The 21,796-nt window shown below is 72.4% G+C and carries 19 protein-coding genes; 8 read left to right on the top strand and 11 right to left on the bottom strand.

Annotated elements, in window-relative coordinates; all coding sequences use genetic code 11:
• Positions 1–69 precede the first annotated feature (69 nt).
• Positions 70–930, bottom strand: a complete 861-nt coding sequence (panB, locus tag ACGFMM_RS01070; protein WP_393641920.1) for a 3-methyl-2-oxobutanoate hydroxymethyltransferase — start codon at positions 928–930, stop codon at positions 70–72.
• 223 nt (positions 931–1,153) lie between these two features.
• Between panB and ACGFMM_RS01065 the strand changes: the two genes are divergently transcribed.
• The 3 genes from ACGFMM_RS01065 (at position 1,154) to ACGFMM_RS01055 (ending at position 4,697) form a co-directional block, all read left to right on the top strand.
• Positions 1,154–2,746 (top strand): MFS transporter, encoded by a 1,593-nt coding sequence (locus tag ACGFMM_RS01065; protein WP_393641919.1) that lies wholly within the window; start codon positions 1,154–1,156, stop codon positions 2,744–2,746.
• A gap of 81 nt (positions 2,747–2,827) precedes the next feature.
• Positions 2,828–3,475, top strand: coding sequence for a TetR/AcrR family transcriptional regulator (locus tag ACGFMM_RS01060; RefSeq protein WP_393641917.1), 648 nt, complete (start codon positions 2,828–2,830; stop codon positions 3,473–3,475).
• Between the two features lie 211 nt (positions 3,476–3,686).
• Complete coding sequence (locus ACGFMM_RS01055) at positions 3,687–4,697, top strand: endonuclease/exonuclease/phosphatase family protein (RefSeq protein ID WP_393641915.1); 1,011 nt, start codon at positions 3,687–3,689, stop codon at positions 4,695–4,697.
• 15 nt (positions 4,698–4,712) lie between these two features.
• Here the strand turns inward: ACGFMM_RS01055 and ACGFMM_RS01050 are convergent, their stop codons facing one another.
• Positions 4,713–6,467, bottom strand: coding sequence for an NAD+ synthase (locus ACGFMM_RS01050; protein WP_393641914.1), 1,755 nt, complete (start codon positions 6,465–6,467; stop codon positions 4,713–4,715).
• A 135-nt stretch (positions 6,468–6,602) separates the two neighbouring features.
• Between ACGFMM_RS01050 and ACGFMM_RS01045 the strand changes: the two genes are divergently transcribed.
• Together ACGFMM_RS01045 and ACGFMM_RS01040 are read left to right on the top strand one after the other, a co-directional pair.
• The gene (locus tag ACGFMM_RS01045; RefSeq protein WP_393641912.1) at positions 6,603–7,286 is read left to right on the top strand and encodes a DUF998 domain-containing protein; all 684 of its coding nucleotides are present in this window, start codon (positions 6,603–6,605) and stop codon (positions 7,284–7,286) included.
• Positions 7,283–8,164, top strand: coding sequence for an alpha/beta fold hydrolase (locus ACGFMM_RS01040; protein ID WP_393641910.1), 882 nt, complete (start codon positions 7,283–7,285; stop codon positions 8,162–8,164). Before ACGFMM_RS01045 ends, ACGFMM_RS01040 begins: the two co-directional genes overlap by 4 nt.
• On the opposite strand, the gene ACGFMM_RS01035 is transcribed toward ACGFMM_RS01040, so the two are convergent.
• The 4 genes from ACGFMM_RS01035 to ACGFMM_RS01020 all read right to left on the bottom strand — a co-directional run bounded on the left by ACGFMM_RS01035 (position 8,149) and on the right by ACGFMM_RS01020 (position 10,539).
• Positions 8,149–8,568, bottom strand: a complete 420-nt coding sequence (locus tag ACGFMM_RS01035; RefSeq protein ID WP_393641908.1) for a CBS domain-containing protein — start codon at positions 8,566–8,568, stop codon at positions 8,149–8,151. The genes ACGFMM_RS01040 and ACGFMM_RS01035 overlap by 16 nt on opposite strands.
• 169 nt (positions 8,569–8,737) lie before the next feature.
• On the bottom strand, positions 8,738–9,430 hold the full coding sequence (locus ACGFMM_RS01030; RefSeq protein WP_393641906.1) for a DUF305 domain-containing protein: 693 nt from the start codon (positions 9,428–9,430) through the stop codon (positions 8,738–8,740).
• Entirely contained in the window at positions 9,427–10,104 is a 678-nt protein-coding gene (locus tag ACGFMM_RS01025; protein WP_393641904.1) for a DUF3105 domain-containing protein, read from the bottom strand. Before ACGFMM_RS01025 ends, ACGFMM_RS01030 begins: the two co-directional genes overlap by 4 nt.
• 78 nt (positions 10,105–10,182) lie before the next feature.
• Complete coding sequence (locus tag ACGFMM_RS01020) at positions 10,183–10,539, bottom strand: hypothetical protein (RefSeq protein ID WP_393641902.1); 357 nt, start codon at positions 10,537–10,539, stop codon at positions 10,183–10,185.
• 286 nt (positions 10,540–10,825) lie between these two features.
• Between ACGFMM_RS01020 and glnA the strand changes: the two genes are divergently transcribed.
• Positions 10,826–12,187 (top strand): type I glutamate--ammonia ligase, encoded by a 1,362-nt coding sequence (gene glnA, locus ACGFMM_RS01015; protein ID WP_393641901.1) that lies wholly within the window; start codon positions 10,826–10,828, stop codon positions 12,185–12,187.
• 144 nt (positions 12,188–12,331) lie between these two features.
• Here the strand turns inward: glnA and ACGFMM_RS01010 are convergent, their stop codons facing one another.
• Both ACGFMM_RS01010 and ACGFMM_RS01005 read right to left on the bottom strand, forming a co-directional pair.
• Positions 12,332–12,763, bottom strand: coding sequence for a VOC family protein (locus ACGFMM_RS01010; protein WP_393641899.1), 432 nt, complete (start codon positions 12,761–12,763; stop codon positions 12,332–12,334).
• Between the two features lie 8 nt (positions 12,764–12,771).
• Positions 12,772–13,275: a pyridoxamine 5'-phosphate oxidase family protein gene (locus ACGFMM_RS01005; RefSeq protein ID WP_393641897.1), complete on the bottom strand. Its 504-nt coding sequence runs from the start codon at positions 13,273–13,275 to the stop codon at positions 12,772–12,774.
• Positions 13,276–13,405: 130 nt separating this feature from the next.
• On the opposite strand from ACGFMM_RS01005, the gene ACGFMM_RS01000 reads away from it, so the two are divergent.
• Positions 13,406–16,393 carry a bifunctional [glutamine synthetase] adenylyltransferase/[glutamine synthetase]-adenylyl-L-tyrosine phosphorylase gene (locus tag ACGFMM_RS01000; RefSeq protein WP_393641895.1) on the top strand — a complete coding sequence of 996 codons (2,988 nt, stop codon included), beginning with the start codon at positions 13,406–13,408 and terminating at the stop codon, positions 16,391–16,393.
• A 32-nt stretch (positions 16,394–16,425) separates the two neighbouring features.
• On the opposite strand, the gene ACGFMM_RS00995 is transcribed toward ACGFMM_RS01000, so the two are convergent.
• From ACGFMM_RS00995 to ACGFMM_RS00985, 3 genes are all read right to left on the bottom strand, one after another.
• On the bottom strand, positions 16,426–17,346 hold the full coding sequence (locus ACGFMM_RS00995; protein WP_393641894.1) for a phosphatase PAP2 family protein: 921 nt from the start codon (positions 17,344–17,346) through the stop codon (positions 16,426–16,428).
• A 103-nt stretch (positions 17,347–17,449) separates the two neighbouring features.
• Positions 17,450–18,484 (bottom strand): LacI family DNA-binding transcriptional regulator, encoded by a 1,035-nt coding sequence (locus ACGFMM_RS00990; protein ID WP_393641893.1) that lies wholly within the window; start codon positions 18,482–18,484, stop codon positions 17,450–17,452.
• A gap of 25 nt (positions 18,485–18,509) precedes the next feature.
• Complete coding sequence (locus ACGFMM_RS00985; RefSeq protein ID WP_393641892.1) at positions 18,510–20,159, bottom strand: glycoside hydrolase family 13 protein; 1,650 nt, start codon at positions 20,157–20,159, stop codon at positions 18,510–18,512.
• A gap of 346 nt (positions 20,160–20,505) precedes the next feature.
• On the opposite strand from ACGFMM_RS00985, the gene ACGFMM_RS00980 reads away from it, so the two are divergent.
• Positions 20,506–21,783 (top strand): extracellular solute-binding protein, encoded by a 1,278-nt coding sequence (locus tag ACGFMM_RS00980; protein WP_393641890.1) that lies wholly within the window; start codon positions 20,506–20,508, stop codon positions 21,781–21,783.
• Positions 21,784–21,796 lie beyond the last annotated feature (13 nt).

The raw sequence follows: 21,796 nt of genomic DNA, 5'->3' as shown, positions 1-21,796 counted from the left end.
GGCGGGGGCAGACGGCCGACAGCCCGCCGATGGGGGAAGTCGGCGGGCCGTCGTCCGTACCGCGGCGGTCTAGTGGAAGGTGTGCTCCTCGGCCGGGAAGGCCCCGCCCGCGACGTCCTCCGCGAACGCCTTCGCGGCGTCACCGAGGGTGGCCCGGAGGTTCGCGTACTGCTTGGTGAACCGCGGCACCTTGCCGCCGGTCAGGCCGGCCATGTCCGTCCACACCAGCACCTGCGCGTCGGTGCCGGCGCCGGCGCCGATGCCGATGGTCGGGATGTGCAGCGAACGGGTGACCTCGGCCGCCAGCTCCGCCGGGACGAGCTCCAGGACGAGCGCGAACGCGCCCGCGTCCTGCGCCGCCTTCGCGTCCCGGATCAGCCGGTGCGCGGCCTCGTCGGAGCGGCCCTGCACCCGGTAGCCCATGGTGTTCACGGACTGCGGGGTCAGGCCCAGGTGCGACATGACCGGGATGCCGGACTGGACCAGCAGCTCGGTCTGCGGCAGGGAGCGCTCGCCGCCCTCCAGCTTGATCGCGCCGACGCCCGCCTCCTTGACCAGCCGCGTCGCGTTGCGCAGGGCCTGGACGGGCCCTTCCTGGTACGAGCCGAAGGGCAGGTCGCCGACGACGAGGGCGCGCCTGGTGCCCCGGACGACGGCGGCGGACAGGAGCGTCATCTCGTCCATCGTGACGGGCACGGTGTCTTCGTAGCCGAGATGGCAGTTGCCCATCGAGTCCCCGACGAGGATCACCGGGATGCCGGCCTCGTCGAAGACCGACGCGGTCATCGCGTCGTAGGCGGTGAGCATGGGCCACTTCTCGCCGCGCGTCTTGGCGGCGGCGATGTCGTGGACGGTGATGCGGCGCGTGCCCTTGCCGCCGTACAGCGCCTTGCTGCTGTCGGGGGCCTTCTGGGCAGCCTGAAGCGTCATGGTGAACGGCTCCTTCGTCATCTCGAGGCGCCCTGACGGCGTCCCCGGACCAGATCCATGGTGGCACTTCGCGCGGCGGCGGGGGAAGGGCGGCGGCACGGGGCGACAGTGGTGCTGTTCACATCCCGGAGCCGGACACCCCGCCGGACGGCGAGCCGGCCACCCGAGGCAAAAGATTTCTATACGAGACGGTCTCGTATCGAAATGACGCTACGATGGGCCCATGCCCGACACTCCCGCGCACCGCCGCCGCTGGGCGATCCTCGGCGTCCTCATGCTGAGCCTGCTGATCGTCGTCCTCGACAACTCGATCCTGAACGTGGCGGTCAAGACCATCGCCGCCCCCGCCCCCACCGGCCTGGGCGCCACCCAGAGCGAGCTGGAGTGGGCGATCAACTCGTACACCCTGGTCTTCGCCGGTCTGCTGTTCACCGCCGGACTCCTGGGCGACCGGCTCGGCCGCAAGAAGGTGCTGCTCTTCGGCATCGCCCTCTTCGGCGTCGGCTCCGCGCTGGCCGCGCTGTCCGGCACGCCCGGCGAGCTGGTCGTGTACCGAGCCGTTATGGGCATCGGCGGGGCGTTCGTGATGCCCGCGACGCTCGCCGTGCTGATCAACGTCTTCGAACGCGACGAGCAGCCGCGCGCCATCGGCATCTGGGCCGGCGGCGTGGGCCTGGCCATCGCCATCGGCCCGATCACCGGCGGCATCCTCCTGGAGCACTTCTGGTGGGGCTCGATCTTCCTGGTCAACGTGCCGGTCGTGCTGCTCGCGCTGGTGCTGATGGCCTGGCTGGTGCCGGACTCCAAGGACCCGAACCCGGGCCGGATCGACCTGACCGGCGTCCTGCTGTCCGTGCTCGGCCTCGTCCTGCTGGTGTACGGGATCATCCGCGGCGGCGAGCTGGCGAGCTTCACGGACGCCGAGGTCCTCGTCCCGGCTCTCGGCGGACTGGCCGTCCTCGTGCTGTTCGTGCTGCACGAGCTGCGCAGCGACCACCCCGCCGTCGACATGGCGTACTTCCGCAGGCCCGCCTTCTCGGCCGCCGTCGCCGCCATCGCCCTGGTCTTCTTCGCCCTGATGGGCGTGACCTTCTTCTCCGCGTTCTACCTGCAGAGCGTCCGCGGCTACAGCGCCCTGCAGTCCGGGCTGCTGATCCTGCCGCTGGCGATCGCCCAGACGGTCTTCGCGCCCCGGGCCCGGCTCGTCGTGGAGCGCTTCGGGGCCAAGGTGGTGTGCACGGCCGGCATGCTCGCGCTCGCCGCCGGGCTCGGGGCCTTCGCGCTCTTCGACACGTCGACCCCGGTGTGGCTCATGGAGGTGGTCTTCTTCCTCCAGGGCGCGGGCATGGCGCACATCATGACGCCGGTCACGGTCTCCGTGATGCAGTCGCTGCCCCGTGAGAAGGCCGGCGCCGGCTCCGCGATCAACAACACCTTCCGGCAGGTCGGCGGGGCGCTGGGCGTCGCCGTCCTCGGCTCGGTGCTCTCCACCGCGTACCGCGGGGAGATCGAGGGGAGCCTCGGAGCGGTTCCGGCGGGCCTGCGGGAGACGGCCGGCGAGTCGATCGAGGCCACCCTCGGCGTCGCGGAGAAGCTCGGCCCGGCCGGGAAGGCGCTGGTCCAGCCCGCGTACTCCGCCTTCGTGGACGCCATGCACGTCACCGCGCTCGCCTCGGCGGGCGTGGCGGTGCTCGGCGCGCTGGTGGTGGCCCGCTACCTGCCCGGCCGACCGGCCGCCGACGGCCCCGGGACCGCCTCGGCGCCGGGGCGGCCGACGGCGGCGGGAGAAGAGGCGGGAGAATCGGTGCGGCAGTGACGCGACGGCAGCGATGCGGCGGCAGTGCGGCGTGAACGACCACGGACATGCGGGAACCACGGCGGAGAGGCGGAGCGGAACGTGACCCTGGAAGAAGAGCCGCCCGCCGGCCCGCCCGCCGGCCCGCCCGCCGGCCAGGCCGCCGGCCAGGCCAAGCGCGGCCGCCCGCGCAGCGAGGCGGCCGAGCAGGCGATCGTCAACGCCGTGATCGCTCTGCTCGAGGAGGGCGTACCGCTCGCCGGGCTTTCCATCGAGCGGATCGCCCGCACCGCCGGCGTCGGCAAGGCCACGATCTACCGCCGCTGGCAGGGCAAGGAGGAGCTCTTCGTCGACGTCGTCCGGTCGATCGAGCCGCCGGACCCGGTCCTGCCGGGCACCTCCGTCCGCGACGACCTGGTCGTCATGCTGGAGTCGATGCGCGAGCGCGGTCTGGCCAAGCGCTCCGCGCTGCTGCGGAACGTGTTCTCCCAGATGCAGCTCTATCCCAAGCTCTGGGAGCAGTACCACCGCATCGCCATCGAGCCGCGCCGCCGGCTCGGCATAGACGCGCTGCGCCGCGGGGTCGAGACCGGCGAGATCCGCGCCGACCTCGACCTGGAGCTGGTCAACGACCTCTTCGTCGGCCCGCTGCTGCTCCGTACGGTCCTCCAGCCCGCCGCCGACCTCTCCCCGGACTTCCCCGCCTCGGTCGTCGACGCGATCCTCGACGGAGTGCGCCCCCGGCGCTGATTTGCGCGGAGCGCGCCGAACGCGCGGAGCGCGCGTCCGGAGCGTACGAATGTGCGTGTTCTGTCACAGCCGTTCCACCCGCGCCACCTGCAGGAACCCCGCCACGCCGTTCCGTCGTCCTCGTGGCCGTACGACCGACCTGTCATCGCCTAGTGTCGACGGCGGGTCGCAGACGCAAGGCAGTGAGGACGGCGTGATGGCGCGAGTGGACATGACGGACACGGGGAACGGCGAGGCGAGGGACGACCGCCCCCGTCCTCGGTTCCGGTCCCTCGGCCTCCGGCTCCGCCACGACCCCGGGATCTGGCGGCGCGGCATCGTGCTCGCGCTGTGCGCCGTGCTGATCACCCTGCTGATGGCGTTCCACGCCGAGATCCCCAACAGGGTCGGCAACCTCGGCAGCCTCACCGAGACGTTCCTGCCGTGGCTGGGCGTCTTCGTCCCGCTGCTGCTCGTGCTCGCCCTGATGCGCCGCTCCGCGACCGCGCTGATCGCCCTGCTGCTGCCGGCCGTGGTCTGGCTCAACCTGTTCGGCGGGCTGCTGCTCGACGACAAGTCCGGCGCCGGCGGCGACCTCACCGTGGCCAGCCACAACGTCAACGCCGACAACCCGCACCCCGAGGACACCGCGCGCGAGCTCGCCGCCTCCGGCGCGGACGTGGTGGCCCTGGAGGAGCTGGCCCCGCACATGGTGGGGGTGTACGAGAAGGCCCTCGCCGACGCCTACCCGCACCACGCGGTGGAGGGGACCGTGGGCGTGTGGAGCAAGCACCCGCTGCACGGCACCCGCCCCGTCGACATCAAGATGGGCTGGACCCGCGCCCTGCGCTCGGTGGTCTCCACGCCGCAGGGCGAGGTCGCCGTCTACGTCGCCCACCTGCCGTCGGTACGGGTCCGGATGGACTCGGGCTTCACCGCGGGCCAGCGCGACGGCAGTGCCGACCACCTCGGCGAGGCCATCGCGGGCGAGCCGGTGAAGCGGGTGATCCTGCTCGGCGACCTCAACGGCACCATGAACGACCGCTCGCTCAAGGCCGTGACGTCCCAGATGCGCTCCACCCAGGGCGCGGCCGGCGACGGCTTCGGCTTCAGCTGGCCGGCCGCGTTCCCGATGGCCCGGATCGACCAGATCATGGTCAAGGGCGTCGAGCCGGTGTCCTCCTGGACCCTGCCCCGCACGGACAGCGACCATCTCCCGGTCGCCGCCCGTGTGCGGCTGTGAGCGTTTCACACCCCGTCAGGCGTGTTCCCGCCACCGGTTGGTGATGGGGAGCCGGCGGTCCTTGCCGAAGCCCTTGGCGGAGATCTTCGTGCCCGGCGGGTACTGCCGCCGCTTGTACTCGGCGGTGTCCACGAGCCGCAGCGTCCGCGCCACCAGCTCCTCGTCGAAGCCGGCGGCGACGATCGCCTCCCGGCCCTGGTCCCGGTCCACGTACAGCTCCAGGATCCGGTCCAGGACGCCGTAGTCCGGCAGCGAGTCGGTGTCCACCTGGTCCGGGCGCAGCTCCGCGCTCGGCGGCTTGACGAGGGAGTTCTCCGGGATCGGCGGGACGTGGCCGCGCTCCTCGGCCGCCCGGTTGCGCCAGCGGGCCAGCCGGAACACGGTCGTCTTGTAGACGTCCTTGATCGGCCCGTACGCGCCGACTGAGTCGCCGTACAGCGTCGAGTAGCCCACCGCCAGCTCGGACTTGTTGCCCGGCGCGAGCACGATGTGGCCCTCCTGGTTGGAGAGCGCCATCAGCAGCGTGCCGCGCAGCCGCGACTGCAGGTTCTCCTCCGCGAGCCCGGTCAGACCGAGCGCGTCCATGTACGCGTCGAACATCGGCGCGATGGGCACGGTGCGGAAGTGGAGCCCGGTGCGGCGGGCCAGTTCGGCCGCGTCGTCCCTGGAGTGGTCCGAGGAGTACTTCGACGGCATGGAGACGCCGTACACGTGCTCGGGACCGAGCGCGTCGCAGGCGATCGCGGCGACCAGGGCGGAGTCGATGCCGCCGGACAGGCCGATCAGGACGGACGAGAAGCCGTTCTTGGCGACGTACGCGCGCAGGCCCACGACCAGCGCCGAGTACACCTCCTCGTCGTCGTCCAGCCGGTCCGCGTGACCGCCCGTCAGCTCCGGTCGGTACGCCGGCACCGGCTCCTCGGAGAGCATCACCCGCTCGATGCGCAGCCCGTCGTCGACGGTGCCGGCGGGCGCGTCCTGCGCGGCGGCCGGCAGGTCCAGGTCGAGCAGCACACAGCCCTCCGCGAACTGCGGGGCCCGGGCGAGGACCTCGCCGTCGCGGTCGACGACGATCGAGTCGCCGTCGAAGACCAGCTCGTCCTGGCCGCCCGTCATCGCCACATACGCCAGCGTGCAGCCGGCCTCCTGGGCGCGCTTGCGGACCAGTTCGAGCCGCGAGTCGTCCTTGTTCCGCTCGTAGGGCGAGGCGTTGACCGAGATCAGCAGGCCCGCGCCGGCGCTGCGGGCGGCCGGCACCCGGCCGCCGTCCTGCCACAGGTCCTCGCAGATCGCGAGCGCCACGTCGACGCCGCGGACCCGGACCACCGGCAGCGTGTCGCCCTGCACGAAGTAGCGGTACTCGTCGAAGACGCCGTAGTTCGGCAGGTGGTGCTTGGCGAAGCGGAGCACCACCTCGCCGCCGTGCAGCACGGCGGCGGCGTTCTCCGGCGAGCCGGCGGGCCGGCCGAGCCGGGGCAGGTCCTTCTCGGAGCGGTCCAGATAGCCGACGATCACCGGCAGCTCCCCGAGCCCCTCCTCGGCGAGCCGGGCGGCCAGCGCGCGCAGGGACTCCCGGGAGGCCTCGACGAAGGACGGGCGCAGCGCCAGGTCCTCGACGGGGTAGCCGGTCAGCACCATCTCGGGGAACGCGACCAGGTGCGCGCCCTGCTCGGCGGAGTGCCGGGTCCAGTGGACGATCGCCTCGGCGTTCCCGGCGAGATCGCCGACGGTCGAGTCGATCTGGTTCAGTGCGAGGCGTAGTTGAGGCACGCCGCCCAGTGTAATCGTCAAACCGACGCTATGTCTCGGGTCCCGTGTGGGACACAGGATTCGCACCCTCTTCGCGCCTCGGAACTCTCCGGTGTGTCCGGCCGTTCACCCCATGTGTCCAGGAAAGCCCCGCGCGTGATCGCCGCGCTGCTGCTGCTCGGCGCGCTCGCGTACAGCGCGTGGGTGCCCGAGCTCGCCGTGCGCTCCGGGCTCGACCCGGTGCGCTCGTACGTCTCGGAGCTGGCCGCCGCCGACCAGCCGTACGGGGCGGTGTTCCGGACCGCCGACCTGGTGTCCGGGCTGCTGCTGCTCGCCGGGGCCTGCTGGGGGCTGCTGAGGTCCCGGGGGCGGCCCTGGTCGGTGACCGGCTGGCTCGGGCTCGCGCTGTTCGGGGCGGCCACGGCCGCCGACTCGCGGCTGCCGCTGAGCTGCCCGCCCACCGTGGACGCGGCGTGCGCCGCCCGCGAGGCCGCCGGGCTCGTCCCCTTCAGCCATGAGGCGCACGCGGTCAGCTCCGCTCTCGCGATGGCCGGCGCGCTCGTCGCGATGCTCGCGCTGACCGTCGCGGCCCGCCGGTACGGGGACCGGCCACTGCTCGCCCGCACCGGACCGGCGCTCGTCGTCCTCGCGCTCCTGTCCACGGTCTGGACGCTGGCGGCGATCACCGCGTTCGACGCGGGGCACGGCACCTGGGGCCTCGGCGCCGGGCAGCGGCTCCAGCTGCTGGCCGTCGCGGTCTGGCTCGCCGTCCTCGCCCGCTCCGAGTACACCGCCACGCACCTTGGACCCGCCCGAAGACACCTGGCGGCGGCGCGATGAGCGGCGAGCGCTTCGTACGCGTCGGGGGAGTGGCCCACCACGTCGTCGTCGAGGGGAGCGGCCCGGTCTGCGTGCTCGGGGCCGGGCTCGCGCTGAGCTGGTTCGACTGGGACCCGGTCGTCCCGCTGCTCGCCCCGCGGCGCACCATCGTCCGCTTCGACCGCCCCGGCCACGGACTGTCCGCCCCCGCCCCGGCCGCCCCCACCGCCGCCGGCGAGGCGCACCGGATCGCCGGGCTGCTCGACGCCCTCGGGCTGCCCGGGCCCGCCACCGTCGTCGGCCACTCCCTCGCCGGCTTCCACGCGGAGGCGTTCGCCCGGCTGCACCCGGACCGCACCGCCGGGCTGGTCCTCGTCGACTCGTCCGTCGAGGAGCACGCCCACGTCCCGGCCGCGCCCGCCCTGCGCACCGCCGCCGCCCGCGGCCTCGGCGCCGTCCTGTCGGCCGCCGGCGTGCCCGCCGCGCTCGGCCCGCTCGCCCGCCGCGCCTCGGTACGGCTCTCCCGGCACTCCGGCGGCGACCCGGCGCCGGCCGCGCTGGTACGCCGCTGCTACACGACCTCACGGGTGACCACCGGCGCCCTCCTGGAGAACGCGCACTACCGGGCCGTCGCCGCCGAACTCCTCGCGCTGCGCGAGCGCGCGCCCCTGCCGCCCGGCCTGCCCGTCACCGTCCTGGCCGCCCCCGACGGCTCACCCCGCTGGGGCGCCCGGCAGCGCGCCCTGGCCCGGCGGCTGGGGGCACGCTTCGAGGCGGTCGAGCCGTCCGGACACCTGGTCATGCTGGACCGCCCGGACGCGGTGGCCCGGGCGGTCCTGGAGCAGAGTGCTGCGCCGCAGGGCGCAGGAAGGAGCGGCGCGGATCAGGCCCGCGCGTAGACGGCCTCGCAGAACGACTTCAGCTGCTCGTCCGAGAGGTGCTGGGCCAGATCGGCCTCGCTGATCATGCCGACCAGCTTCTTGTCCTGGATCACCGGCAGCCGGCGGATCTGGTGCCCCTCCATCTCCGTCAGCACCTCGGAGACGTCGGAGCCCGCGTCGATCCACCGCGGCGTGCCCTGCGTCATGTCGCCGCAGGTCATCTTCGCCGGGTCGTGGCCCATGGCGACACAGCGGACGACGATGTCGCGGTCCGTGATGATGCCGCACAGGCGCTCGTTCTCGTCGGCGACCGGCAGCGCGCCCACATTCAGGTCGCGCATCATCTGGGCCGCCCGGTCCAGGGTCTCGTGCCGGGGGATCCACTGGGCCCCGGAGTGCATGATGTCCTTCGCCGTGGTCATGGGGTGCGTACCTCCGTCGACGTGGAACCGCGTGCGGACGTCCCCGAGCACTGACCATTGTCCGTGGACGCCGCGGCCCCCGCGACCGCAGCGGATCGCCGCGGTGGCGGGGGCCTTCTGTCGCGGGGCCTTCCGTGACGGGGCCTGCCGTGGCCGGACCGGCCGACGGCTAGGGGCGCGGCGCCGCGCCCCGCTTCTTCAGCAGCTCCGTCATCAGACCGATCTCCGACTGCTGGGCGTCGACCATGCCCTGCGCCAGCTTCCGCTCGACGTCCACGGTGCACCGGTCGGCACACCCCTGGGCCATGTGCACACCGCCCTTGTGGTGGTCGATCATCAGCTGCAGATAGAGGATCTCCGCCTGCTTGCCGCTCAGCTTGTTCAGCCGCTCCAGTTCGGCGGGCGTGGCCATGCCCGGCATCAGCGCGCCCTCCTGCTGCTTCGGGGCGGCCCCGGATCCGTGGCCGGAGTGCCCGCCGCCGTGCTGACCGCCATTTTCGCCTCCGGACGTGTCCATCCAGGCCATCGGCTCGGTGCCGGACTCCACCTTCGGCAGCCCCCACAGGTCCAGCCAGCCCAGCATCATGCCGCGCTGGTTGGCCTGGGTGTTGGCGATGTCGTACGCGAGCCGGCGCACCTCCTCGTCCTGCGTGCGGTCACGCACCAGGAACGACAGCTCCACCGCCTGCTGGTGGTGGACCGACATGTCACGGGCGAAGCCCGCGTCCGCCGACTCCCGGGCCGGCGTCGCCTGTGCCGCAGGCTCGCCGCCCCAGGCGGTGCTGACCGTCGCGTACCCGGCGAACAGCAGTGCCACGAACACCGCGGCGGCCGCGGCCCACTGCGTACGGGTGACGGTCACTGCCCCACCCCGGCGCCGCCCTGGCCCTGCCCGCCCATGCCGCCGGTGCACGCGGCGCCCGGCTCGGGGGTCTGCGGGCCCTGCACGTACTTGGTGAAGAACTGGTCCACGCGCGGGTCGTCGGCGCCGTCCACGGTGACCTGCTTGCCCCAGGCGGACAGCATGATCGCCCCGGCCTGGTCCTTCACCGGGCTCATCAGGGTGTACGGCGTCTTGTCGACCTTCGCCTCGAGCTTCTTGAGGTCCCCGGCCGGGGCCTTGTCGTTGTACGTCACCCAGACCGCGCCGTGCTCCAGCGAGTGCACGGCGTTCATCTCCGGGACCGGGGCCTTGTAGACGTCGCCGTCGCAGTTCATCCAGACCTGGTGGTGGTCGCCGCCGACCGCGGGCTTCATCGGGTACGTGACCTGCGTGGTCACGTGGTTGCGGCCGAGCTTCTTGGCGTCCCAGCTCTTCTCGGCCTGCACGGGGGCCTTGGCGAGGGCCTCCCGGGCCGACTTCTCGTCGGCCTCCTTCTTGAGCACCCAGCCGCCGAAGCCGACGAGGCCGAGGACGACCACGCCGGCGATGCTCAGGGTCAGGATGCGGTTGCGGCGCTCGCGGGCCTGCTCGGCGCGGCGCATCTCCTCTATTCGGGCGCGGCGGTCGGCGGTGGCGGAGCGGTTGGCAGCCATGGGGGTACGTCCTTCTTCGTGACGGGAAACGGGTCGGTGTGCGTGCGGGACGAACGGTCCGGCGACAACGGGTCCGGCTCAGGACCTCAGCACCTGGAGGACGTGCAGGTCCGGCGCGCGCGGCCGCGCGCCGGCGGGGAGCGTCCGGCCGCCCTCGTCCCCCGCCCGGGCGCCCGTCGCCGGGTCCGTCGCCTGGAGCGGCGGGTCCGTCGGCGGAGCCGTCAGCACCGCGGAGCCGAGGGCCGGCAGCAGCCGGCAGTCGCCGCGGTCGTACGGGCAGACGTACTCGTGCGCGGCGGCCGGTCCGACCGCCGTCAGGGCCCGCGCGGACGTCGGGGCGCCGGCGGCGCGGTCGTGGTGCGCCGCGGTCGGCACCAGGTCCGGGCAGACGAGGAGAACGCCGAGGAGCGCCGCCACGGCACTCAGCAGTGCCATGGGACGCGCGTGACGTGGGCTGCGGCCGTGCCGCGTGACCCCCATGGGCCGAGATCGTAGTGGTCCGGGCCGCTCCGACGGCAGGGTGGGCGGGAACGGACCGGGCGACCCGAGGGGCATCCGAGGGGCATTCGGCCCGTCCCCCGTTACCTGCGCCACATCTGAACAGGCAGTATGGGTGTGCAACGTGCACGAAACCATGTGGTGGGATGCTCAGGTGCCCCCCGGTGAGCCCCAAGGCGGTGGGAGCAGGCGGCCTGACCAGCAAGGATGGGTAGGAACGTAGATGGACAAGCAGCAGGAGTTCGTCCTCCGTACGCTCGAGGAGCGCGACATCCGTTTCGTGCGCCTGTGGTTCACCGACGTGCTCGGCTTCCTCAAGTCGGTCGCCGTGGCCCCCGCCGAACTGGAACAGGCCTTCGACGAGGGCATCGGCTTCGACGGCTCGGCGATCGAGGGCTTCGCCCGCGTCTACGAGTCCGACATGATCGCCAAGCCCGACCCGGGTACCTTCCAGATCCTGCCGTGGCGGGCCGAGGCCCCCGGCACGGCGCGGATGTTCTGCGACATCCTCATGCCGGACGGCTCGCCGTCCTACGCCGACCCGCGTTTCGTGCTGAAGCGGATGCTGGCCAAGACCTCGGACCTGGGCTTCACCTTCTACACCCACCCCGAGATCGAGTTCTTCCTCCTGAAGGACAAGCCGCTCGACGGCTCACGCCCCACCCCCGCCGACAACTCCGGCTACTTCGACCACACCCCGCAGAACGTGGGCATGGACTTCCGCCGCCAGGCCATCACGATGCTCGAATCCATGGGCATCTCCGTGGAGTTCAGCCACCACGAGGGCGCGCCGGGCCAGCAGGAGATCGACCTGCGCTACGCGGACGCGCTGTCGACGGCCGACAACATCATGACGTTCCGTCTGGTCATGAAGCAGGTCGCGCTGGAGCAGGGGGTGCAGGCCACGTTCATGCCGAAGCCGTTCTCCGAGTACCCCGGCTCGGGCATGCACACCCACCTCTCCCTCTTCGAGGGCGACCGCAACGCCTTCTACGAGTCCGGCGCGGAGTACCAGCTCTCCAAGGTGGGCCGCTCCTTCATCGCCGGCCTGCTGAGGCACGCCGCCGAGATCGCGGCCGTCACCAACCAGTGGGTCAACTCGTACAAGCGCATCTGGGGCGGCTCCGGCCGCACCGCCGGCTCGGGCGGCGAGGCCCCCGCGTACATCTGCTGGGGCCACAACAACCGCTCCGCGCTGATCCGGGTCCCCATGTACAAGCCCGGCAAGATGGGCTCCTCGCGCGTCGAGGTCCGCTCCATCGACTCCGGCGCCAACCCGTACCTGACCTACGCGGTCCTGCTCGCCGCCGGCCTGAAGGGCATCGAGGAGGGCTACGAACTCCCGGCCGGCGCCGACGACGACGTCTGGGCCCTCTCCGACGCCGAGCGCCGCGCCATGGGCATCGAGCCCCTGCCGCAGAACCTCGGCGAGGCGATCTCCCTGATGGAGCGGAGCGAACTGGTCGCCGAGACCCTCGGCGAGCACGTCTTCGACTTCTTCCTGCGCAACAAGAAGCAGGAGTGGGAGGAGTACCGCTCCGAGGTCACCGCCTTCGAACTCCGCAAGAACCTGCCGGTGCTGTAGGCGAAATGCGTTGACCGGGCCGGGTGGGGCGTCGAGACTGCCGCGGTGAAGACCGAATCCGTGGTCACCACGCGGCTGTTGCTGCACCCGAGTTCGCGGCGGAGTGACTCCGGCGGACCGGGCGCGGCGCGGGCCGGTTTCGGGTCAGCGTTCCGAGAGTTCCGACGGGGCCTCCTGGACGACCCAGGTGTTGCCGTCGGGGTCGGCGAAGGTCATGAAGGAGTTCCAGGTCTCGCCCTTGCCGTCCTCCCAGCCCGTCGGCCCCACGTGCCGGATCGCGCCGGCCGCCACGCCCCGGTCCACGAGTTCGGCGCGGGCCGCCTCGATGTCGGTGACGCACAACTGGAGGCCGTGCAGGGAGCCCGGCTCCGTGGAGCCGGCGCCCGGGATCTCCGGCATGCCGGAGAGCAGTGCGATCGAGCACCGGGAGCCGGGCGGGGTCAGCTGGACCATCCGCATGCCCGGGGCGTACTCGTCGTCCAGGTCCACCTTGAAGCCGACCCGGTCGGCGTAGAACTCCTTCGCCCGGTCGACGTCGGTGACGGGGACCGTCACCACTTCCAGCGTCCAGTTCATCGGTCTCCTCAGAAGCGCCAGCGGGTCTGGCCGAACGGGTCGCCCTTGGCGAAGCCGAACACCGTGCGCGGGGCGACCGCGAACACCACGGCGGTCCCACCGTCCCCCACGAACGCGCCGGCCCGCACCTCGAAACGCCAGTCCGGCCCGTACTTGTCCGTCCACGCCGCCGCGAGCCCGCGCAGCCGTGTTTCGTCCGTTACGCGGACCGCCTCGCCCTCGAGGACCAGGTCCAGGCCCTCGTCCAGCCGGTCGGAGCCCGTGGTCAGCACGACCTCCGGGTTCTGCTCCAGGTTGCGGGCCTTGCGCTCGTCCGGGCCGGTGCAGAAGTGCAGCGCCTCGCCGGACCAGACGGCGATCAGCGGCGTCACATGCGGCCGCCCGTCCGGCCGCACCGTCGACAGCCAGTACACCTCCGCCGCCGCCAGCCCCTCCCGCGCGCGCGACCAGGGCAGCGCCCCGGCCTTCGGAGCGCTGTAGCGGGGATCCAGTTCCGTGCTCCGGGGGTCCATGGCGGTTCCTCTCATCTGTTGTCGGTCCTGCGGCAGTCCTGTCTTAGGGGAGACTCCGCTCGCGGCGCGGACTCATCGCTGCGGATAGGCTCGTTTCCGCAGGATGCGACGCGGCGGAGGGAGCGGCGGGATGACGGGACCGGGGCGCAGGAGCAGCACGTTCACCCGGCTGCTGCGGCACGGTTTCACCGACCCGTCCCGCGCCGGGCGGCTGCTCGACCTGCCCGAGCTGGCCGCGCTGCGCGACGACTCCGTCCTGCTGGACGCCCTCGGCGGCACCGCCGACCCCGACCTGGCCCTGCACGGCCTGGTCCGGCTGGTCGAGGCGCAGCCCGAGGACGAGCGGCAGACCCTCACCACCACCCTGCTGTCCGCGAAGCCGTTCCGCGACCGGCTGCTCGGCGTGCTCGGCGCCTCCGAGGCGCTCGCCGACCACCTGGCCCGGCACCCCCTCGACTGGCAGGCCCTGGTCACGTACGAGGCCGCCGACCTGAACCCGGGGGTCGCCGAGTTCGAGCAGGGCCTCGCCGGCGCCGACGGCCCCGTCTCGCTGCGGGTCGCCTACCGCCGCTGTCTGCTCGCCATCGCCGCCCGCGACGTCTGCGGCACCGCCGACGTCGCCCAGACGGCCGCCGAGCTCGCCGACCTCGCCACCGCCACGCTGCGCGCCGCGCTCGCCCTCGCCAGTGCCGACGCGCCCGCCGACGCCGCCCAGTGCCGGCTCGCGGTCATCGCGATGGGCAAGTGCGGCGGCCACGAGCTCAACTACGTCTCCGACGTCGACGTGATCTTCGTGGCCGAGCCGGCCGACGGCGCCGACGAGCACAAGGCCATGCAGGCCGCCACCCGGCTGGCCTCGCATCTGATGCGGATCTGCTCCGACACCACCGTCGAGGGCACCATCTGGCCGGTCGACGCCAACCTCCGCCCCGAGGGCCGCAACGGTCCGCTGGTGCGCACCCTCAGCTCGCACCTCGCCTACTACCAGCGCTGGGCCAAGACCTGGGAGTTCCAGGCGCTCCTGAAGGCCCGCGCGGTGGCCGGCGACCCGGAGCTGGGCGCCGCGTACATCGAGGCCGTCTCGCCGTTGGTCTGGCAGGCCGCCGAGCGCGAGAACTTCGTCCCCGACGTGCAGAAGATGCGCCGCCGGGTCGTCGACAACATCCCCGCCGCGCATCTCGACCGCCAGCTCAAGCTCGGCCCCGGCGGCCTCAGGGACGTCGAGTTCGCCGTCCAGCTGCTGCAGCTGGTGCACGGCCGCAGCGACGCGACGCTGCGCAGCGGCACCACCCTCGACGCGCTCGGCGCGCTCGCCGCCGGCGGCTACGTGGGCCGCGCCGACGCCGCCCAGCTCGACGACGCGTACCGCTTCCTGCGGGCCATGGAGCACCGCATCCAGCTGTACCGGCTCCGCCGCACCCACCTCGTGCCCGAGGACGACGCCGATCTGCGCCGGCTCGGCCGCTCCCTCGGCCTGCGCACCGACCCGGTCGCGGAGCTGAACAAGGAGTGGAAGCGGCACGCCTCCCTCGTCCGCCGGCTGCACGAGAAGCTGTTCTACCGGCCGCTGCTCGACGCGGTCGCCCAGCTCGCCCCCGGTGAGATCCGGCTCAGCACGGCCGCCGCCGGCCAGCGGCTCGAAGCCCTCGGGTACGCGGACCCCGCCGCCGCCCTGCGCCACCTGGAGGCGCTGTCCGCGGGGGTGTCCCGCAAGGCCGCGATCCAGCGGACGCTGCTGCCGGTGCTGCTCGGCTGGTTCGCCGACTCCGCCGACCCGGACGCGGGCCTGCTCGGCTTCCGCAAGGTGTCCGACGCGCTCGGCAAGACGCCCTGGTACCTGCGGCTGCTGCGCGACGAGGGCGCCGCGGCGGAGAACCTGGCCCGCGTGCTCTCCGCCGGCCGGCTCGCCCCCGACCTGCTGCTGCGGGCCCCGGAGGCGGTCGCGCTGCTCGGCGACCCGGAGGGCCTGAAGCCGCGCGGCCGGGACCATCTGGAGCAGGAGGTCCTCGCCGCCGTCGGCCGCGCCGACGACGCCGAGCAGGCCGTCGCGGCGGCCCGCGGGGTGCGCCGCCGTGAGCTGTTCCGTACCGCCGCGGCCGATCTCATCGGCTCGTACGGCACCGAGGACAGCCCCCGCGAGGCCGACCCCGGCGCCCTGGTCGACCGGGTCGGCAACGCGGTCACCGACCTGAACGCGGCCACCATCGCCGGCGCGCTGCGGGCCGCGGTGGCCGTCGAGTGGGGCGAGGAGCTGCCCACCCGCTTCGCGGTCATCGGCGTGGGCCGCTTCGGCGGCCACGAGCTGGGCTACGGCTCCGACGCGGACGTGCTGTTCGTGCACGAGCCGCGCGAGGGCGTCGACGAGCAGGAGGCGGCGCGGGCCGCCAACCGGGTCGTCGAGGAGATGCGCCGGCTGCTCCAGCTGCCCACCGCCGACCCGCCGCTGCTCATCGACGCCGATCTGCGCCCGGAGGGCAAGAGCGGCCCGCTGGTCCGCACCCTCGCCTCGTACACCGCGTACTACCGGCGCTGGTCGCTGGTCTGGGAGGCGCAGGCGCTGCTGCGCGCCGAGCCGATGGCCGGCGACCCGGACCTCGGCGCGCGCTTCGTGGAGCTGATCGACCCGCTGCGGTACCCGATGGAGGGCCTGGGCGAGGAGGCCGTGCGCGAGATCCGCCGGCTCAAGGCCCGCATGGAGAGCGAGCGGCTGCCGCGCGGCGCGGACCCGACCCTGCACGCCAAGCTGGGCCGCGGCGGCCTGTCGGACGTGGAGTGGACGATCCAGTTGTTCCAGCTCCAGCACGGCTGGCGGCTGCCCGGACTGCGCACGACCCGCACCCGCGAGGCGCTCGCCGCCGCGCACGCCGCTGACCTGATCCCGGTCGACGAGGCGCAGATCCTCGACGAGGCGTGGGTCCTGGCCACCCGGGTGCGCAACGCGGTGATGCTGGTCCGCGGCCGCCCGGGCGACACCTTCCCGTCCGACGGCCGCGAGCTGGCCGCGGTGGGGCGCTACCTCGGGTACGAGCCGGGCCACGTCGGCGAGATGGTCGACGACTACCGCCGCATCACCCGGCGCGCCCGCGCGGTCGTGGAGGAGCTGTTCTACGGGGCGTGAGCGGGGCTGTTTCTACCGGGCGTGAGCGGTCGTCACCGGCCGGAGCCGATGCGCTCCGGCTCGGAGTCCCGGTCCGCGCCCGGCTTCGCCTCGGGCGCCGGAGCGCCCCCGGACACCTGGACCCGCTTGCTCTCCACCTGCTTCGGCAGCCGCTGCGGGAGCGCGCCGTACCAGAGGTACGAGACGAGGAAGCCGAAGCCCAGGCAGATCATGCCGCCGACCGCGTCCAGCCAGAAGTGGTTGGCGGTGGCCACGATGACCACCAGCGTCGCCGCCGGGTAGAGCAGGCCCAGGATCCGCGCCCACGGGGCGGAGGCCAGGAAGAAGATGATCAGTCCGCACCAGAGCGACCAGCCGATGTGCATCGACGGCATCGCCGCGTACTGGTTCGACATGTGCTTGAGGTTGCCCGAGGCCATCGAGCCCCAGGTCTGGTGCACAAGCACGGTGTCGACGAAGCTCTGCCCGTTCATCAGCCGGGGCGGTGCGAGCGGATACAGGTAGTAACCGACCAGTGCCACACCGGTGGTGGCGAACAGGACCGTGCGGGACGCCGCGTAACGGCCCGGCTGCCGACGGTACAGCCACACCAGCACACCGATCGTGACGACGAAGTGCAGGGTGGCGTAGTAGTAGTTCATCGACACGACGAGCCAGGTCACCGAGTTCACGGCGTGGTTGACCGCTTCCTCGAAGGCCAGCCCGAGCGACTTCTCCACCTGCCAGATCCAGTCGGCGTTCTTCAGCGCCTGCGCCTTCTGCTCCGGCACGGCGTTGCGGATCAGCGAGTACGTCCAGTAACTGACCAGGATCAGAAGGATCTCGAACCAGATCCGGGGACGTCGTGGTGCGCGCAGCCGGGCCCGCACTCCGGCACCGGTCGTGATGGGTGACGGGGGTGACAGAGGGGCCGGCTCGCGGCCTGCCGAACGCTTCACGGTCGTTTCACCCATAGGAGGAGAGTCTGCCAGATTCACGCCCTACGACCGATCATCCCTCCGACGGGTTCCCGGCGCACGCGGTCCGTCTCCAGGTGGAGACGGAACCACGGTTCTATCAGGGGTTTCCCCGTTCCGGCGAGGGGGCCGAGGCAGTTGATCCGCGAACCACCAGCTCCGGCATGAAGACGAACTCGCTGTGCGGGGCCGGGGTGCCCCCGACCTCCTCGAGCAGCGCCCGTACCGCCGCCTGGCCCATCGCCTGCACCGGCTGCCGGATGGTGGTCAGCGGCGGGTCCGTGAACGCTATGAGGGGCGAATCGTCGAAACCCACCACCGAGACGTCCTTCGGCACCCGCAGGCCCTTCTCGCGGGCCGCGCGGATCGCGCCGAGCGCCATCATGTCGCTGGCGCAGACGATCGCCGTGCAGCCCCGCCCTATCAGCGCGCCCGCCGCGGCCTGGCCGCCCTCCAGGGTGTACAGCGAGTGCTGGATCAGCTCCTCGGACTCCTCCGGGGTCAGCCCCAGGCGCTCCTTCATGCCCCGCCGGAAGCCCTCGATCTTGCGCAGCACCGGCACGAACCGCTTCGGCCCGACCGCGAGCCCGATCCGGGTGTGGCCGAGGGCCGCGAGGTGGGTGACCGCCAGCTGCATCGCGGCCCGGTCGTCCGGCGAGACGAACGGGGCCTGCACCTTGGGGGAGAAGCCGTTGATGAGGACGTACGGGACGCCCTTGCCGCGCAGCTGGTCGTAGCGGCCCATGTCGGCGGTGGTGTCGGCGTGCAGTCCGGAGACGAAGATGATCCCGGAGACGCCCCGCTCCACCAGCATGTCGGTGAGCTCGTCCTCGGTGGACCCGCCGGGGGTCTGCGTGGCGAGGACGGGGGTGTAGCCCTGCCGGGTCAGGGCCTGCCCGATGACCTGCGCGAGCGCGGGGAAGATCGGGTTGTCCAGTTCGGGGGTTATCAGCCCGACGAGGCCGGCGCTGCGCCGGCGCAGCCGGACCGGCCGCTCGTAACCGAGGACGTCGAGCGCGGCAAGCACGGACTCGCGGGTGGCCGAAGCCACACCGGGCTTGCCGTTGAGTACGCGGCTGACCGTGGCTTCACTGACCCCCGCCTGGGCTGCGATGTCGGAAAGCCGCGCGGTCATGGGGTTGGACTGTACCGGTCGCACGTCAGATTGCCCACCACACGCAGGAATCGGGGGCAACCCGGACGAGCCGAGCATCGGCGGCGGAGTCCTCCGGGGCGTCGCCGCCGCTCGTGAGCAGCACGCGCCGCGGCAGCGGCAGCGCCACCTCCTCCGGCTTCGCGGCGGTGTTCAGGACGACGAACACGTCGCCCGCGGCCGAGGTCCGCCGGAACGCCAGCACACCCTCCGGGGCCGGCAGCCACTCCACGTCCTCGCCCGCGCCGAGCGCCGGATGCGCCCGCCGCAGCGTGAGGGCCCGGCGGTACAGCTCCAGGACGGACGCCGGGTCGCCGCTCTGCGCCTCGACGCTCAGGCCCGCCCACGCGGACGGCTGCGGCAGCCAGGCGCCGCCGGGCCCGAAGCCGTACGAGGGGCCTGTGCCCGTCCACGGCAGCGGCACCCGGCAGCCGTCGCGCAGCCCGTCCTGCCCGTCGCCGCGCCAGAACGCCGGGTCCTGGCGGAGCTCGTCCGGCAGGTCGGCGACCTCGGGCAGGCCCAGCTCCTCGCCCTGGTACACGTAGGCGGAGCCGGGCAGCGCCAGCATCAGCAGCGCCGCCGCCCGGGCCCGGGCGAGCCCGCCGTACCGGGTGCGGTGGCGGACCACGTCGTGGTTGGAGAGCACCCAGGTCGTGGGCGCGCCGACGGCGGAGGTGGCGCGCAGTGAGTCGTCGATCACGCGGCGCAGCGCCGTCGCGTCCCAGGGGCAGTTCAGGAACTGGAAGTTGAAGGCCTGGTGCAGTTCGTCGGGCCGTACGTACAGGGCGAGCCGCTCCGGCGTCGGGGCCCACGCCTCGGCGACCCCGATGCGGTCGGGGCCGTACGACTCCAGGAGCCGCCGCCAGCCGCGGTGGATCTCGTGGACGCCGTCCTGGTCGAAGAACGGCAGCCGCTGGGCGCCGATCAGGCTGGCCTGCCGGCCGTGCCCGATGTCGGGCAGGCCCTCGGCCTTGACCATGCCGTGGGCCACGTCGATCCGGAAGCCGTCCACGCCCAGATCCAGCCAGAACCGGAGCACCGCGTCGAAGTCGGCGCGGACCTCGGCGTCGTGCCAGTTCAGGTCGGGCTGCTCGGGGGCGAACAGGTGCAGGTACCAGGCGCCGTCGGCGACCCGGGTCCAGGCCGGGCCGCCGAAGACGGACTCCCAGTCGTTGGGCGGCTCGGCTCCGCCGGGGCCGCGGCCGGGCCGGAAGACGTAGCGGTCGCGCTCCGGGCCGGGGCCCCGCCGGGCGGCCTCGAACCAGGGGTGCCGCTCGGAGGTGTGGTTGGGGACGACGTCGACGATCACCTTCAGGCCGAGTCCGTGCGCGGCCCCGACCAGGTCGGCGGCGTCCTGCAGGTCGCCGAAGAGCGGGTCGACGGCCCGGTGGTCGGCCACGTCGTAGCCGCCGTCGGCCTGCGGGGAGGCGTAGAACGGCGTCAGCCAGACCGCGTCCACGCCGAGCCGGGCCAGGTGCGGCAGCCGCTCCCGGGCCCCGCGAAGATCGCCGACGCCGTCCCCGTCGCCGTCCGCGAAGGAGCGGACGTACACCTGGTAGATCACGGCGTCCCGCCACCACTGCGCTGCGCCTCTGGAACGGTCGCCGCAAGGGCTTGCAAGCGGTGCCGGCGACGGGGAGGTGAGCTCCTGGGCCATGTGCGGTGTCCCTCTCGCGTGGTCGGATGACGAGCGCCGAGACGTCCAACGAGGTCAGGGCGGTCGTGAAACGGTCCTGCAAGCTGTTGTGAAAAGCCTTTCAGAGCCCCGGCCGCCTCGGCAAGGGCGCATCGGCGCAGTCGGGACGGGGTGTCAAGCGACCCGTCGGCAACTGTAAGGACACGTGGATGTAACGATCCGCTGCCCTTGCAGAAAGTTCTCGCAAGCTCTTTCGGCTCGTTTTCATCCCTGTTACGTTCCTGGCAACCCGGAGCGCCGCGAGGGAGCGGTCGCAGAGGTCAGGTCTTCGCCCCTCTTCCCCCCGGGATCTGTTGAAGGAGTTCACATGCGGCGTGGCATAGCGGCCACCGCGCTGGTCGCGGCCCTGGGCCTGACCGTTGCGGCGTGCGGAAGCGGCGACGGCCAGGACGACGCCAAGAAGAGCTCGGGCGAGCTCTCCGGCACCGTCACCTACTGGGACACCTCGAACGAGGCCGAGAAGGGCACGTACCAGGCGCTCGCCGAGGGCTTCACCAAGCTCCACCCCAAGGTGAAGGTCAAGTACGTCAACGTTCCCTTCGGCGAGGCCAACGCCAAGTTCAAGAACGCCGCCGGCGGCAACTCCGGCGCCCCCGACGTCATGCGCACCGAGGTCGCCTGGGTCGCCGACTTCGCCAGCCTCGGCTACCTCGCCCCCCTCGACAAGACCCCGGCCATCGAGACCTCGAACGACTGGCTGCCGCAGGCCGCGGCCTCCACCAAGTTCGACGGCAAGACCTACGCGGTCCCGCAGGTCATCGACACCATGGCGCTCTTCTACAACAAGAAGATGCTCAAGGACGCCGGTGTCGCCGAGGCCCCGAAGTCCATCGAGGAGCTGAAGGCCGCCTCCGCGAAGATCAGCGCCAAGTTCCCCGGCAAGTCCGGTCTCTACCTGCGCGGCGACGACCCGTACTGGTTCCTCTCCTTCCTGTACGGCGAGGGCGGCGACATGGTCGACGCCAAGAACAAGAAGGTCAGCATCGGCGACCCGTCCGGCGTCAAGGCGTACAAGACCATCAAGGACCTGGTCGACTCGAAGGCGGCGATCACCGACGCCTCCGACGGCTGGAACAACATGCAGAACGCGTTCAAGTCCGGCAAGGTCGCGATGATGCTGAACGGCCCGTGGGCCATCCAGGACTCCCGCGCCGGCGCCGAGTTCAAGGACCCGAAGAACCTCGGCATCGCCCCGGTCCCGGCCGGCAGCGCCAAGCAGGGCTCCCCGCAGGGCGGCTGGAACCTCTCCGTCTACGCCGGTTCCAAGAACCTGGACGCCTCGTACGAGTTCGCCAAGTACATGAGCTCGGCCAAGGTCCAGCAGCAGACGACCGAGAAGCTCAGCCTGCTGCCGACCCGCATCTCGGTCTACGCCCAGCCGACCGTCTCCGGCAACGAGATGGTGCAGTTCTTCAAGCCGGCCGTCGACAAGGCCGTCGAGCGCCCCTGGATCCCGCAGGGCAACTCGCTCTTCGAGCCGATCAAGCTGCAGATGGCCAACGTCCTGGGCGGCAAGACCACTCCGGAGAAGGCGGCCGCCGACACCGGCGAGGCGTACCGCAAGCTCCTCAAGGACTACAAGTAAAGAGTGAGAAGGG

The sequence above is a fragment of the Streptomyces sp. NPDC048604 genome, assembly GCF_043199435.1.
Taxonomy (GTDB): domain Bacteria; phylum Actinomycetota; class Actinomycetes; order Streptomycetales; family Streptomycetaceae; genus Streptomyces.
This window is presented reverse-complemented; position numbering and strand designations above follow the sequence as displayed.

Coding starts and splice junctions, on each gene's coding strand:
- ACGFMM_RS00990 (WP_393641893.1), bottom strand. CDS start 18,484: ATGACCGCGCGGCTTTCCGACATCGCAGCCCAGGCGGGGGTCAGTGAA.
- ACGFMM_RS01010 (WP_393641899.1), bottom strand. CDS start 12,763: ATGAACTGGACGCTGGAAGTGGTGACGGTCCCCGTCACCGACGTCGAC.
- ACGFMM_RS01020 (WP_393641902.1), bottom strand. CDS start 10,539: ATGGCACTGCTGAGTGCCGTGGCGGCGCTCCTCGGCGTTCTCCTCGTC.
- ACGFMM_RS01005 (WP_393641897.1), bottom strand. CDS start 13,275: ATGGACCCCCGGAGCACGGAACTGGATCCCCGCTACAGCGCTCCGAAG.
- glnA (WP_393641901.1), top strand. CDS start 10,826: ATGGACAAGCAGCAGGAGTTCGTCCTCCGTACGCTCGAGGAGCGCGAC.
- ACGFMM_RS01000 (WP_393641895.1), top strand. CDS start 13,406: ATGACGGGACCGGGGCGCAGGAGCAGCACGTTCACCCGGCTGCTGCGG.
- ACGFMM_RS01035 (WP_393641908.1), bottom strand. CDS start 8,568: ATGACCACGGCGAAGGACATCATGCACTCCGGGGCCCAGTGGATCCCC.
- ACGFMM_RS00980 (WP_393641890.1), top strand. CDS start 20,506: ATGCGGCGTGGCATAGCGGCCACCGCGCTGGTCGCGGCCCTGGGCCTG.
- ACGFMM_RS01055 (WP_393641915.1), top strand. CDS start 3,687: ATGACGGACACGGGGAACGGCGAGGCGAGGGACGACCGCCCCCGTCCT.
- ACGFMM_RS01040 (WP_393641910.1), top strand. CDS start 7,283: ATGAGCGGCGAGCGCTTCGTACGCGTCGGGGGAGTGGCCCACCACGTC.
- ACGFMM_RS00995 (WP_393641894.1), bottom strand. CDS start 17,346: ATGGGTGAAACGACCGTGAAGCGTTCGGCAGGCCGCGAGCCGGCCCCT.
- panB (WP_393641920.1), bottom strand. CDS start 930: ATGACGCTTCAGGCTGCCCAGAAGGCCCCCGACAGCAGCAAGGCGCTG.
- ACGFMM_RS01065 (WP_393641919.1), top strand. CDS start 1,154: ATGCCCGACACTCCCGCGCACCGCCGCCGCTGGGCGATCCTCGGCGTC.
- ACGFMM_RS01025 (WP_393641904.1), bottom strand. CDS start 10,104: ATGGCTGCCAACCGCTCCGCCACCGCCGACCGCCGCGCCCGAATAGAG.
- ACGFMM_RS00985 (WP_393641892.1), bottom strand. CDS start 20,159: ATGGCCCAGGAGCTCACCTCCCCGTCGCCGGCACCGCTTGCAAGCCCT.